Origin of the sequence: Parafannyhessea umbonata, from assembly GCF_900111255.1 — a bacterium.
Taxonomy (GTDB): domain Bacteria; phylum Actinomycetota; class Coriobacteriia; order Coriobacteriales; family Atopobiaceae; genus Olsenella_J; species Olsenella_J umbonata_A.
This window is the reverse complement of sequence record NZ_FOGP01000001.1, coordinates 257349-269171: the sequence shown is the minus strand read 5'-3', so window position 1 is coordinate 269171 and position 11823 is coordinate 257349. Positions and strand designations below refer to the sequence as shown.

At 63.2% G+C, this 11823-nt stretch carries 10 protein-coding genes and 1 tRNA gene; 2 read left to right on the top strand and 9 right to left on the bottom strand.

Annotated features, from left to right (window positions below; all coding sequences use genetic code 11):
- Positions 1-157: 157 nt before the first annotated feature.
- The 3 genes from BMY31_RS01225 to BMY31_RS01215 are packed head-to-tail and all read right to left on the bottom strand — an operon-like array spanning position 158 to position 2889.
- Positions 158-1072 (bottom strand): HAD family hydrolase, encoded by a 915-nt coding sequence (locus BMY31_RS01225; RefSeq protein WP_091007521.1) that lies wholly within the window; start codon positions 1070-1072, stop codon positions 158-160.
- A gap of 2 nt (positions 1073-1074) precedes the next feature.
- Positions 1075-2541, bottom strand: coding sequence for a citrate synthase (locus tag BMY31_RS01220; protein WP_257612314.1), 1467 nt, complete (start codon positions 2539-2541; stop codon positions 1075-1077).
- A 51-nt stretch (positions 2542-2592) separates the two neighbouring features.
- Complete coding sequence (locus BMY31_RS01215) at positions 2593-2889, bottom strand: ACT domain-containing protein (protein ID WP_078686461.1); 297 nt, start codon at positions 2887-2889, stop codon at positions 2593-2595.
- Positions 2890-3030: 141 nt separating this feature from the next.
- On the opposite strand from BMY31_RS01215, the gene BMY31_RS01210 reads away from it, so the two are divergent.
- Positions 3031-4221 (top strand): iron-containing alcohol dehydrogenase, encoded by a 1191-nt coding sequence (locus BMY31_RS01210; protein WP_091007518.1) that lies wholly within the window; start codon positions 3031-3033, stop codon positions 4219-4221.
- Between the two features lie 158 nt (positions 4222-4379).
- Here BMY31_RS01210 and BMY31_RS01205 read toward each other — a convergent pair whose 3' ends face one another.
- The 3 genes from BMY31_RS01205 to BMY31_RS01195 all read right to left on the bottom strand — a co-directional run bounded on the left by BMY31_RS01205 (position 4380) and on the right by BMY31_RS01195 (position 8018).
- The gene (locus tag BMY31_RS01205) at positions 4380-4877 is read right to left on the bottom strand and encodes a CarD family transcriptional regulator (RefSeq protein ID WP_078686459.1); all 498 of its coding nucleotides are present in this window, start codon (positions 4875-4877) and stop codon (positions 4380-4382) included.
- 225 nt (positions 4878-5102) lie between these two features.
- Positions 5103-6986, bottom strand: coding sequence for a subtype A tannase (locus BMY31_RS01200; protein WP_091007515.1), 1884 nt, complete (start codon positions 6984-6986; stop codon positions 5103-5105).
- Positions 6987-7073: 87 nt separating this feature from the next.
- Positions 7074-8018 carry a DegV family protein gene (locus BMY31_RS01195; protein ID WP_078686457.1) on the bottom strand — a complete coding sequence of 315 codons (945 nt, stop codon included), beginning with the start codon at positions 8016-8018 and terminating at the stop codon, positions 7074-7076.
- A 94-nt stretch (positions 8019-8112) separates the two neighbouring features.
- Here BMY31_RS01195 and BMY31_RS01190 point away from each other — a divergent pair, with 94 nt between their 5' ends.
- Positions 8113-8430 carry an acylphosphatase gene (locus BMY31_RS01190; RefSeq protein WP_200802589.1) on the top strand — a complete coding sequence of 106 codons (318 nt, stop codon included), beginning with the start codon at positions 8113-8115 and terminating at the stop codon, positions 8428-8430.
- A gap of 249 nt (positions 8431-8679) precedes the next feature.
- Here the strand turns inward: BMY31_RS01190 and BMY31_RS01185 are convergent.
- From BMY31_RS01185 to BMY31_RS01175, 3 genes are all read right to left on the bottom strand, one after another.
- Positions 8680-8755, bottom strand: a tRNA-Phe gene (locus BMY31_RS01185).
- Between the two features lie 139 nt (positions 8756-8894).
- Positions 8895-10856, bottom strand: a complete 1962-nt coding sequence (locus BMY31_RS01180) for a DUF2207 domain-containing protein (RefSeq protein ID WP_091007512.1) — start codon at positions 10854-10856, stop codon at positions 8895-8897.
- Positions 10857-10969: 113 nt separating this feature from the next.
- A complete protein-coding gene (locus tag BMY31_RS01175) occupies positions 10970-11527 on the bottom strand; it encodes an FHA domain-containing protein (RefSeq protein ID WP_180371319.1) in 558 nt (185 codons plus the stop codon).
- Positions 11528-11823 lie beyond the last annotated feature (296 nt).

The following is an 11823-nucleotide window of genomic DNA, read 5'->3' as shown; positions in this document are numbered from 1 at the left end:
AAGGCCGATGCCCCAGCCAATCGCACGAGCATACACAGCGAACCCCGGTCGCACCGAGCGCGGCCGGGGTTCGCTTTTTCATGTGTCGCGACTGGAGGGGGGTGCGTCAGGACAGGGCGCCCGCGCGCCTCGCGCGAGGCCAAAGCGGCCAGAGCAGCTAGAGAAGTCCCCTCAGGTGGCGAGCGACGCCTGCGTGGTCGTTGTCGTACGCCGTGACGCGATCGGCGACTGCCTTGGCCTCGTCGTAGGCGTTCAGCATGGCTATGCCGCTGCCTGCGGCCCTGAGCATCGAGAGGTCGTTGGGAGAGTCGCCAAACGCTATTGCCTGTGCAGGGTCGATTCCCAGGTGCGCGCAGAGCCACTCGAGCCCCGCGCCCTTTGACGTGCGCACGTCCATCACCTCGAGGTTCCGGGCGCTCGAGTGCGTGTGGTGGAGGGTCTCGTCCGCATCGACGGCAGACAGGATGTCCGGGGTGAGCGCATCGTTGCCCCAGTACAGGCTCACGCGCTCGACGCCTCCCAGATGCTCCACGAGCTCGGGAACGAAGGCGTCAACGGGTGTGCGGTGGCGCAGAATGGCGCGCTTCTCGTCGGGACGGATGTCAAAGGTGGATATCAGGTCGTAGCGCCATCGCTCGACGAAGACGCGACCGCCCCAGAAGACGTCGAAGGTGCAGGGCACGCCCTCCAGGCGGTCATAGAGCGCGAGCGTGCGCTCCTTCCCCATCGCGCGCAAGCAGAGGCGTCGCGCCAGTACGGCGCTTCGGTCTTGCCCCACGCACTCGAGCTCGACGTCAACCTCGCCCGCCGCGTCGGGAGACGCGGCCTGCACGGCCACGTCTCTAAGCAGCTCCATCACCACGGCGCCATCGGACGTGACGGCATAGCGCGTCGCGGGATGCAGCAGCACCTCGGCCGGAAGGGCACGCCAGGTGCGCCCCGTGCAGGGCACAAACGGCACGCCCTTCTCGGCAAGCCTATCCAAGAGCTCGAGGTTCTCCCGGCACACCGTCTTGTCTGTCGAGAGGAACGTGTCGTCCATGTCTGCGAAGACGATGCGGGGCGCGGCCATGGCTAGCTCCTCTGGTCTATGGGAACGTACTCCCTATGCTCCATGTAGGAGTTGTACGCGGGGCGGATGATGCGAGCGGGACCGTAGAGCTCCTCCATGCGGTGGGCCGCCCAGCCCGACATGCGCGCGATGGCGAAGATCGGGGTGAAGAGGTCCTTGGGAATGCCCAGCATGCCATAGACAAAGCCGGTGTAGAGGTCGATGTTCGCGGAGATAGGCTTGGTGATGCCACGCTCTCGGCGCATGACCTCGGGGGCCAGGCGCTCGATGCGACTGATGAGTTCGAACTTCTGCGCGACGCGCTCCCCGCGACTCTGGGCAAGCTTCCGCGCGTAGCCCTTCACGACCTGGGCGCGCGGGTCGCTCTTGGTGTAGACGGCGTGGCCCATGCCGTAGATGAGCCCCTTGTGGTCGAAGGCGTCGCCAGACAGCACCCTGGCAAGGTAGTCGGCAATCTGGTCGTCGGAGGTCCAGTCATCGATGTGCTCGCAGGCGTCGTCCACCATCTGACCAGCCTTGGCGTTCGCGCCGCCGTGCTTCGGCCCCTTAAGGGAACCCAGCGCCGCCGCGTAGGCGGAATAGGCGTCCGTCCCCGAGGACGAGATGGTCCTGCAGGTGAAGGTCGAGTTGTTGCCGCCGCCGTGCTCGGCGTGGAGCATGAGCATGACGTCGAGCAGCATGGCCTCGTCGTGGCTGAAGCCCTGGTCGCCGCGGAGCACGTCCAGCACGGTCTCGGCCATGGTGAAGTCCTCCTGCGCAGGGGGGACCAGCAGGCGCTCGCCCGTCTGGGCCGCCATGAAGGCCTGGTGCGCGACGCTGGCCACGCGCGGCCAGCGGCCCAGCATCGAGAGGGCCACGTCGACCTCGTGCACCGGCGCGGTATCGTCGGGCTTCTCGTCGAACGCGTACAGGAGGAGCGTCGCGCGCTGCAGGACGTTCATGATGGAGGGGCTGTACGTGGCGCGCGGGAAGATGCTCAGGTAACCCTCGGGCAGCTGCCTGCGGCTGCCGATGCGCGCCTGGAAGTCCGAGAGCTGCTCTGAGGTGGGAAGGGTACCGGTCAGGAGCAGGTAGGAGACCTCCTCGTAGCCAAAGCGATCCTCCGCCTGAGCAGCACGAACCAGGTCCGCGACGTGGTAGCCACGGTAGGTCAGGTCCCCCTCGTCGGGAACGATGGCACCGTCCTCCTTCTTGTAGCCGTGCACGTTCGAGATGGTCGTGAGGCCCACCAGGACGCCGGAGCCGTCTGCGTTGCGCAGACCGCGCTTGACGTCGTACTTCTTGTACAGCTCGGGCGGGACGACGTCAACGTTGCGGCCGCCCTCGTAGAGAAGTGCCGAGGTTTCGGTAAGCCCCAGGCCCACCGAGGGCATGGGGTACTCGTCCGAGGCATGTACCAGAGCCGATGAGTTGGCTCGGGTGATAAAACTCTTGGGGCGCGCGATGCGCGTCCTTCTCGCGTCAGCCATATGTAACTCCCAAATCTGCCGCCCGGGTCGGACGGCGAAGCGACGAGCGCCTTAGAGGCGATACATGAAGTTGAAGACCTCTTCGCGCTGCATGGTGATCTGAACGCCCAGCTTGTCGGAGATCTCCTGGAGCTGGTCCTGAATCTGCGCAAAGTCCACGTCGCTGTCGGCCAGGTCGACGAGCATGGTCATCGTGAACGTGCCTTGCAGAATCGTCTGCGAGATGTCGAGGATGTTGGCATCGTGGTCCGCAAGCGCGCCCGTGACCGCGGCGACGATACCCGGACGGTCGCCACCTAGGACAGAGATGATTGCGCGTGCCTTGGATTCGTCGTTTGCGGTAGCCATGTGTCTCCTGTCTGTTTCAATAGCGAACCATTTCGAATCATTGTAGCCAACGCGCGGCTCATATATAGCCACCCTGTTACCATTGAGCCCGTATTGAAACGTATGGCGCGCGCAGGCGCGACAGACACAGAGGGAGCCATCATGAACGATTTCGAATGGACCTCGCCAACGCAGTTCGTCTTCGGGCACTCGGCAGAGGAGAAGGTCGGCCCCTGGGCCTCCAAGCAGGGACTTCGCAAGGCCATCGTCATCTACGGACAGGGCCACGTGATACGCAGCGGCCTGCTCGAGCGCATCTGCTCCAGCCTCGACGCGGCGGGCATCGCACGCGTCGAGCTCGGCGGCGTGCGCCCCAACCCCGAGATCGAGAAGGTCCGCGAGGGCATCGAGCTCGCAAAAGCCGAAGGCGTGGACCTGGTCGTGCCCGTGGGCGGAGGCTCGACCATCGACACCGGCAAGGCCATCGCGGCCGGCTCCCTCTACGACGGCGACGCCTGGGACTTCTTCCGCAGGCCCGACCCCGTGACGCCCACGGCAGCACTCCCCATCGCGGCCGTCCCCACGCTGCCCGCGGCAGGCTCCGAGTCTTCCGACTCCGTCGTCATCCAGAACGACCAGACGCGTACGAAGTCGTCCTTCCACGGCGACTTCGTACGCCCGCGCGTGGCCTTTATGAACCCCGAGCTCACGCTGAGCCTTCCCGCATGGCAGACGTTCTCGGGCATCACCGACATGTGCGCGCACATTTTCGAGCGCTTCTTCTCGGCAACGAAGGACGTACCGGTAAGCGACGGCATTGCCCTGAGCCTCCTGCGTTCCATCCGCTCCGAGGCAAACAAGCTTCTTGCCAACCCTGCCGACTACGATGCCCGCGCATCCATCATGTGGGCCTCCACGCTCGCACACAACGGCATCTGCGCAATCGGACGCAGCGAGGACTGGGCCTCCCACGGCCTCGAGCACGAGCTCTCCGCCGCCAAGCCGACGGTCACCCACGGCGCCGGTCTGGCCGTGATCTTCCCCGCGTGGATGCGCTACGTCCGCAAGCAGAACCCAGCGCGCTTCGCGCTCCTGGGCCGGGAGGTCTTCGGCCTCGCGCCCACTGGCGACGCTGACTCCGACGCCCTGGCCGCCATCGACCAGGTCCAGCTCTTCTTCACCTCGCTGGGCATGCCTCGCTACCTCGACGAGTTCGGCTTCACGAGGGAGGATGTCGACGGTCTGGTGGAGTCCGTCGCCAAGACCAAGGGCCGGCGCTTCGGCGACTTCCAGAAGATCACGCCCGAAGACGCCCGCGCCATCTACCTTTCGGCCTTCGCGCCCCAAGACTAGGGCGGTGCCGCGAGCCCTACCGCAACGCACTTCTCCTCTGCCCTTGCGCCCTGAATGTAAGGCAACTGCCCCCATCGCCGCTCGAATTGGTGATGGGGGTAGCACTGTTGCGGTCCAGGTGCGTCGACAGGGCGGCACCGGCGCCCAACACGTGCCGGCTAGTCCTCGAACGACTCTCCGTACTTTTGCTCGAACAGTGCCTGGACGTCGTCGGTCGTGGAGTTGAGCGCCACTGCGAGCTCCTGGAGGGAGCGCTCGCGGGCGAGCTTGAGGATGCGGTCGTACACCACGGGTGGCTTCTTGTTGGTCGCGCGGACCTCGGCGATACGCTTGCGGAAGGTCTTCACGATGCGAACCGAGTCGCGGCAGGTGCCGCGGCGAATCTCGTTCCTGAAGCGCTCCTCCTCGAGGGCGTTGCTCTTGGCCGAGACCTCCTCGACGTCCAGGTTGGGGTAGTCTTGAATCAGGTCCTTGGCCTGCTGCTCCGTAAGGACGGGACGCAGCCTGTCCTCGCTTGCGACGGGGAAGCTGATCTTCATGGGATGACGGCCGCCAATGGGGAGCAGCATGTACGTCGCGGCCGGCGCGTCGACAATCTCTTCTACCCTGCAGACGCCCTGGCCGGGGTGAACAATATACTCGCCAACTTCGTACATACAAAAGCTCCCTTCGTACCGTTTGCATTGCATCTTAGCACGAAGGGAGAAAAGCTTTTCAATTTTTACTGATTCTCTATTGCATAGCGACAGTCGCTTGTGTATCGTTTAAAAATTTGACTTGTTCCAAACAAATAGTACCAGAGCTCATAGTGCGACATACGGGCAGGTAGACGCGCCAGCGCGTGACCAGAGAATCGCCTCGACAGGAAGCGAGCCGCCTCCCTACTCGCCAGACTCCTCCGGAGCGGGGCAGCACGAGACGACCCACGACACGAAATTCGATTGGGCGTCGCCCTCGCGCTCGGCAAGCTCGTAGCCCTTGCCCCAGACCTCGTTGAAGTCGACGTCCTGGACGCCGTCGTAGTGCCGGAGCGCCAGGGCCAGGTTCGCCTCGGCCGTTAGGGGCGTCGTCGCCTGGAACAGGCCCGAGTTTATGCGCCAGTGCGGAGCGACCGTCGCCGTACCAAAGCCCGCGTAGTGTCCGCTCAGGTGATACAGGGGATTCATCGCATTGACGCGCGTGGACATGTCCTGATCAAGGTCGTCCTTCTTGGTGATGTCCTCCGCCCACTCGGTCACGTACTTGGCATCCCAGCCGGCAGCCGTCGCATATCTGTCCTGGTTTGCCGAGACCAGACTCGAGACCGTCGCGTCGAAGTGAAGCGTCGACTCGTCGCCGATGCCGAACAGCTGGTTTGACGTGGACGAGCGGTCGACCGCGTCATACGCGCTCACCGCCCTGTTGGCAGGCCTGCAGTGGACCACGAAGTCCCAAAGGCTGCTCACGCGCGCGGCCTTGCGGCCCGAGCTGTAGGTGACCCAGCGGTAGTCGCCGTTGAGCGCCGCAAGATAGCTGCCCAGCGAGTCGTACACGGTCGCCTGGACCTGTGCCACGCCACTCGTGGAGTCGGGCTGGACGGTCTCCGTCGTCGTCGAACTGCCCGTCACCTCGTCCAGGGCGTCGGCACCCGAGGCGGAGAGGTTCGGGTCGCCGGGGAACGCCGGGTCGACCATGCGGGACTTGGCCTCGGTGTACGGGAACTGCGTCCTGCCGAAGAAGTCCGCCGCCGCGCTCTGAACGAGCCCGAGGATGTACTCGTAGTAGCTGCCGTCCAGATATGCGCCGTCCTCGACGGCGTCAAGGGTCAGCTGCTTGTCCTTAGCGTCGCGCAGGTCCATCTGGTTCACGTAGTCGCCGTACGACAGCGCGAGGTCGTTCGAGAGCATCTTGGTCCAGGTGCCGTCGGCACGCGTGCCGTCGGACGAGAACTGCCCCATCATCCACTCGTAGGCCGCATCGGCGCTGTCGTAGGACATCATCGGGCACCACGAGGCCGATCCGCAGATCGCATCCGAGAGGCTGTTGCCCTTGGCATCGTGCGTTGCCGCACCGATGGACTCGAGGTACTTGGTGAAGAGCGCGCTGTCTCCCGAGGCGCCCAGGATCGCCGACGCGCCGCCGCCGTCACCATAGCCGAACGCAAAGATGCGGTCAGCCGAGAAGGGCAAGGCCTCCGCGTTGTAGCGAAGGTACCTGATGGCGGCCTTGAGGTCGACCACGGGCCAGGGCGCACCGCCGGGGAACATCTTGGTCGTGCCGCTGTCATAGCCGGCGGAGCGTCCGCGGAATCCCGCGTAGACGTACACGAGCCCCTGCGACAGGTAGGTACCGAGTCCCCCATAGTCATATGCCGTGGGGCAGCCTTGGGCCGAGAGGCGCGCCGAGTTGATGGGCATGACGACAGGCGCGGTCTTGGGCGTGAAGCTTCCGACGGTCGCGCTCTCGTTGATCGTGCACTTGTACTTGTCCCCGCTCTTCTCGGCGTTGAAGTATTTGCCGGGGACGAAGATCGCCAGCGACTCGTAGGCCTTGCTCGCGGGCTTGAGGCAGTACGCGAGGCCCAGCTGGTAGTAGCAGTCGTTCTTCGAGTCGTAGTTCCATGCGGACATGTCGAGGTCCAGGTCCGCGAACTCCTTGAGGTCGACCTGAGGCCTGTTGCCGTCGTCATCGCCGCTGCCGTCGGTCTTCTGCTTGCCGCAGGCGGCAAGGCCAAGGGCCGAGCCCAGACCCGCAAACTTCAGGAAGTTCCTTCTGGTTACGTTCATCATTCCTCCTTGGGCGACCGACGGCCGCCTCGTCACTCATTCACATGCATGGGCCACATGATCCCACGGCTCGTTCGCCGCGCCATCCTAGGCCTGGCGTACTCCCCTGACCTTGCTCGCAAGGGCGTTCTTCTTGTCGCGCCGATCGTCTCCCCAGAAGCAGCACGAGAGCATGCCGGGACCCACGTGCGAGCCGATGGTAGGACCGATGGTGGAGGGCAGAAGGCGAATCGTGTCGTCGACGTCGCACAGCATCGAGCCAAGGCGGAGGCCGTCATGCTCGCAGTCCGCGTTGCCGACGGCGGCGACGGCCGGATACTCGCTGTTGGAGTGCTTCTTGGCGTAGTAGTCGACCATCTTGCGCATGGCCTTCTTGCGGCCACGGGTCACGCCCAGGAAGGCCAGGGACCCGTCGACGTTGAAGGTAAGCAGCGGCTTGGCGTCAAGCGCGCCGGAAACCAGCGCGACCGACTTCGGCACGCGTCCGCCATGGCGAAGCGTGTCCAGGCTGTCGACCATAAAGATGACGTGAACGTGAAAGCGCGCGCCCTCGACCCACTTGACGAAGTCCTCGGCCGAGATGCCCTTGTCCCTCTGGCGGGCGGCCTCCTCAATCAGCAGGTACTGGGCGGTCGATCCCAGCAGCGAATCGACGATGTAAATCGGAAGCTCGCGGCCAAGCTCTTCCTGGACGCGGTGGAGCGCCGTCACGGCGCCGTTGTAGGCACCCGAGATGCCGCTCGAGAGGGTGACCAGCACCGTGGGCTTGTCGAGCTCCGCCGCCTTGCGGAACGCCTCTTCGTAGACCATCTGAGACGGCTGCGAGGTAAGCGGCGCGGCGCCCCAGCGAATCTGGTCGTAGAAGTCATGCGCACTGCGGCTCTGGAACAGGTCGTCCACGCCCGAAAGGCCACCGTCGGGCTTGTCAGCCTCGGTATAGGTGAAGGGCAGGTAGCTGATGTTTGCGCTCTCGATATCCTGGGCCGAAAAGTCGCAACACGAGTCGGTCATCAAGTTGAATTTCGCTGACATGCAAGGCTCCGCTCAAGCTTTCGCTCTGGGTCTACTCATATATAGGTGCTATTGTACGGCTCAGGCAAGTGCATTGCAGCAGCCAGGAGGCGCCATGAGTCCATTTGGCAGGAAATGCGCAGACGAGCAAGAGATGCGCAGGCTCCGAATCATCTTTAGAGGAGAAGTGCAAGGCGTCGGGTTCCGATGGACCTCCCGCAGGGTCGCCCTCGAGGCTGGCTGCACGGGCTGGGTCAGAAACGAGTCAGACGGCAGCGTGACCCTCGAGCTTCAGGGAACCGACGAGCAGATCGCGAACTACTTTGGCGCCTTTGGGCGCGCCTATGCGGGCTACCCCATCGACTACGTGATGGACCAGAAGGACGAAATCGAGCCCAACCCAGACGACACGTCCTTCTCGGTCAAGTTCTAGAGCAAGGCGCGCGAGGACACGTGCCCTCGTTCCTTACGCGCCCCGTCTTGTCTGCCCGTCTTTTGTCGGGCGCGGTAGCGCACTGAAAAGCAATCGGCCCACCGTGCAGCAGACGGGTTGGCCGCTCCAAGTTAACGAAAGTGGTCGCTTCGCCACGTTACGGAGTGGCCATTTCCCTAAGCTTAAGACAACCATGAACCCGCATAAGAAAGCAGGCCAGAGACGTAGCCTCTGACCTGCTGTTTTTTATGGTGGCGGGGAAGGGAATCGAACCCCTGACACGGGGATTTTCAGTCCCCTGCTCTACCAACTGAGCTACCCAGCCGAAATGCTCTCTTCGAGCTCGTTTAATATAGCAAAGATTGGAGCCAGGTCAACGAACTTCTTCGACATTAATGAAAATAGTTTGGAGAGGATTGTAAAATCGCAGGTACAAGACACGACAAGAGAGACGCGCCATTGTCTTAGAAGGCGCCACCGCCTCCACCGCCGCCGAATCCTCCTCCGCCACCACCGGAGAAGCCGCCGCCGAACCCTCCGCCGGAACTCGACGAGGACGACGCCAAGGCCGCACTCGAGACGTGATGGGCAGACGCGGCCAGACTGTCAAAGGAGTGCATGGGAGAGCCAAGCACGCTGTGCGCGTAGTACCAGCCGTAGACGGGCATGATGTCGGGATCCTCAAGGACCTGCGGAGCCGCCATCCTCAGCTGCTCGATGACCTCCTCGGATACGCCCAGAACCACGGCCATGACCAGAAGTTTGTTCCAGAGGACGACGTCGTTGGGAACAGCCTCCTCGAGGCGTGTGAAGTCCTCGAGCCACCTCTTAAGAGCCTCAAGCTTCGCCTTGACCTCAATGGCCTCACGGGAGAGGTCATCCATCGACCCGATGGTCCAGCATCCAATAACGAAGCTGACGATGTTCCCGGCAAGGACAGGCACGGCGACGGACCAGTTGACGAGCTCGAAGACGAGCCCAAAGACGCATGCGATCGCGCCGAGAATGTTGAGGGTGAGCATGGCGCCAAGGGCACCCTTGCCCGTGGGCGTCTCGTCCACGAAGAAGCCACGCCCCTCCGCGACGCCCTCGACCGTCCCCTTCCAGCTGTCATAGCCATTCGAATACGTGCTGGGATGCTTCTTGGCGATGCTTTCAAGCTCGGAGAAGTACAGCGCGCTCTTCACCCCATCGTCGGACTTTCGTTTGCCCAGCGGAGCGAGACTCCCAAAGATGAAGTGGAGCGTCCGGTCGTCAATCTCATACGAGCCGTCATGCTCTCTGTCGTTCGACAGGTCCTTCTGCTTTACGACGCGATAGTCCTCGTCGACCTTGTCGGTGCCCAGGAAGCCCTTTCGGCGGCTCTTGATGAGGTCGAGCCTAATCACGCCAAGGTCCGTCAAGCGCATGAGCGATGCCGTCAGGTCCGACTCCTTGGCAGAGCCGTCGTTGTAGAGGACGCCCAGAACGGCAGGGTGGTCGTTCGTCGGGACGTCGCGGAAGTACTTGTCATCAAAGAGCGGCCTGTGACTCGCCTTGTAGGCGCGGCGCTTCACGACGCACAGGATAATGGTGAGGACGCAGACAGCCGCACCGATGCCCGCAAAGACGTTCTGGATGAGTCTTGCCCTCTCGCGGCGCGCGTTGGCCTCGTCGGCCCACTTCTGCTCTTCGCTAAGGATAGTGTCGAGCCTGTTTGAGCTGTACTCGGGCGTCAGCGAGAGCCACTCGGACGGAAACACGATCCTGCACTCAGCAAACTCATCCGTCCCAACGCCAGGAACGTTATAGACGATGTCGTTGCCGTCAAAGTTGACCGTCGCGTCAAGGGGACCGTGGCCCCAAGCACGCACGTTGTCACCCGGATTCACCGTCTCCCCCGCGGGAACCGGCAGGTGGACCGTACACGTCACGTTTTCGGAGGGACGGTCCCAACCGTCAGAGACGAACTTCCAGTAGAGCTCGGAGGTGTCCGCATACCTGGTCGCGAGGTAGCTGTAGGAGTAGTTGATGGCGAAGCGAACCGACTCGTCGGAGTGCGCGGAGTAGATCTTGACCTTCACGTAGTTGGGATACTCGGTGATCGTGTAGGTGCCGTCCTGCCCCGAGTCACTCTCGGAGAAGCTCTGGAAGTTGCCGTTGCGGTCGAAAGCCCCCACCTCATCGACAAGCGCAGAGACCTCGTTTCCGTTGAGCTCCCCCGTCGGAATCTTCCAATACACGCCATGGAAGTCTCCGTCGAAGTCGTACTCGCGCATCTCCTTGACGGAAACCGTTCCGGTATTGTCGACGGTCGCGTCAATGTCAACGCGATCAATGGAGTAGTCGTCACTAGCGCGAGCCGCCCGAGGGGCCGCTGCAAGGACGAGCGTCGCAAGAAGGGTGGTCGCCGCAAGCAGCCAGGCAAGGAGTCGTCTGGTTGGCATCGCTTTTCCTGTGGTCATCATTCCTCTTCTCAGCAATGGCCTATATTTGCAGGTTACACAGCAATATAGCAGAGCTGGAGAAGTCGGTTTTCGCACTCAGCTAAGTGCGGGCATCAGCCCAGAAAGGTCAGCAAGACGCCGCAGACGCTCACGGTATCGCCCCTTTTCATGATGATCGAGTCCCGAATTGGCCTTCCCTCGAACAATGCTGGGTTGGTGCTCCCGAGGTCGTCTACGCGAAGGCCCGACGAAACCTTTGCCAGAACAAGGTGCCTGCGAGAGACGGCGTTGGAGTGGAGCACCAGGTCGCAGCTCTCATCTCTCCCGACAAAGAGCGGGGTCTCTCCAACGGAAAGGATGACGTCCATCTCGGAACCCCGCACCCAGATACCCAGAGTGTCCCAACGCGAACTGGGGAGTTTCGCCCCGGCAAGGGACCTCGTCGACTCCAGCTCTGTCTCACAGGTAAGGCCGTCAGGCTCCTCGAGGTCCGCAAAGGTGTCGCCCAGCAATGACGCCCGCGGATCACGCCCGAAGTCATAGAGACACCCGTAGCAGACGTCCATGTCGTCGAACAGCACCTCCCCGCAGCGCGGGCACGTTTTCGTTCCCGGCCTGCCCGAGGTCGCATCCCACACCTCGCCCATTGCCTCCTCGCTCATCACTTGCATTCTGGACCACCCACCTTCACTCGCTCCGTTACTATCCGCTCGTCCGGCGATGGCCACGGAAGCACGCTCGCCGGACGCTCGAGCACATACGCCGTCCCGCGACGCCCCAGGACGCGCCATGCCGGAAGCGCACGGGCGACCCTGACGACGAGTCCATCGGCGCGCACCAGCGCCACGTCAATGGGAAACGCCATGCCAAACGTATGAATGGAACGGCACCTGGCCAGTAGGACCGGCCGTGCACCCTCGAATGGCCCCAGGAGCCCCCGAAGCCTTGGCCACCAGCCTTCCAGCAC

Bases quoted from the DNA above. Each gene is read 5' to 3' on its own strand.
- BMY31_RS01225 (WP_091007521.1), bottom strand. From the start codon at position 1,072: ATGGCCGCGCCCCGCATCGTCTTCGCAGACATGGACGACACGTTCCTC.
- BMY31_RS01220 (WP_257612314.1), bottom strand. From the start codon at position 2,541: ATGGCTGACGCGAGAAGGACGCGCATCGCGCGCCCCAAGAGTTTTATC.
- BMY31_RS01215 (WP_078686461.1), bottom strand. From the start codon at position 2,889: ATGGCTACCGCAAACGACGAATCCAAGGCACGCGCAATCATCTCTGTC.
- BMY31_RS01210 (WP_091007518.1), top strand. From the start codon at position 3,031: ATGAACGATTTCGAATGGACCTCGCCAACGCAGTTCGTCTTCGGGCAC.
- BMY31_RS01205 (WP_078686459.1), bottom strand. From the start codon at position 4,877: ATGTACGAAGTTGGCGAGTATATTGTTCACCCCGGCCAGGGCGTCTGC.
- BMY31_RS01200 (WP_091007515.1), bottom strand. From the start codon at position 6,986: ATGAACGTAACCAGAAGGAACTTCCTGAAGTTTGCGGGTCTGGGCTCG.
- BMY31_RS01195 (WP_078686457.1), bottom strand. From the start codon at position 8,018: ATGTCAGCGAAATTCAACTTGATGACCGACTCGTGTTGCGACTTTTCG.
- BMY31_RS01190 (WP_200802589.1), top strand. From the start codon at position 8,113: ATGAGTCCATTTGGCAGGAAATGCGCAGACGAGCAAGAGATGCGCAGG.
- BMY31_RS01180 (WP_091007512.1), bottom strand. From the start codon at position 10,856: ATGCCAACCAGACGACTCCTTGCCTGGCTGCTTGCGGCGACCACCCTT.
- BMY31_RS01175 (WP_180371319.1), bottom strand. From the start codon at position 11,527: ATGCAAGTGATGAGCGAGGAGGCAATGGGCGAGGTGTGGGATGCGACC.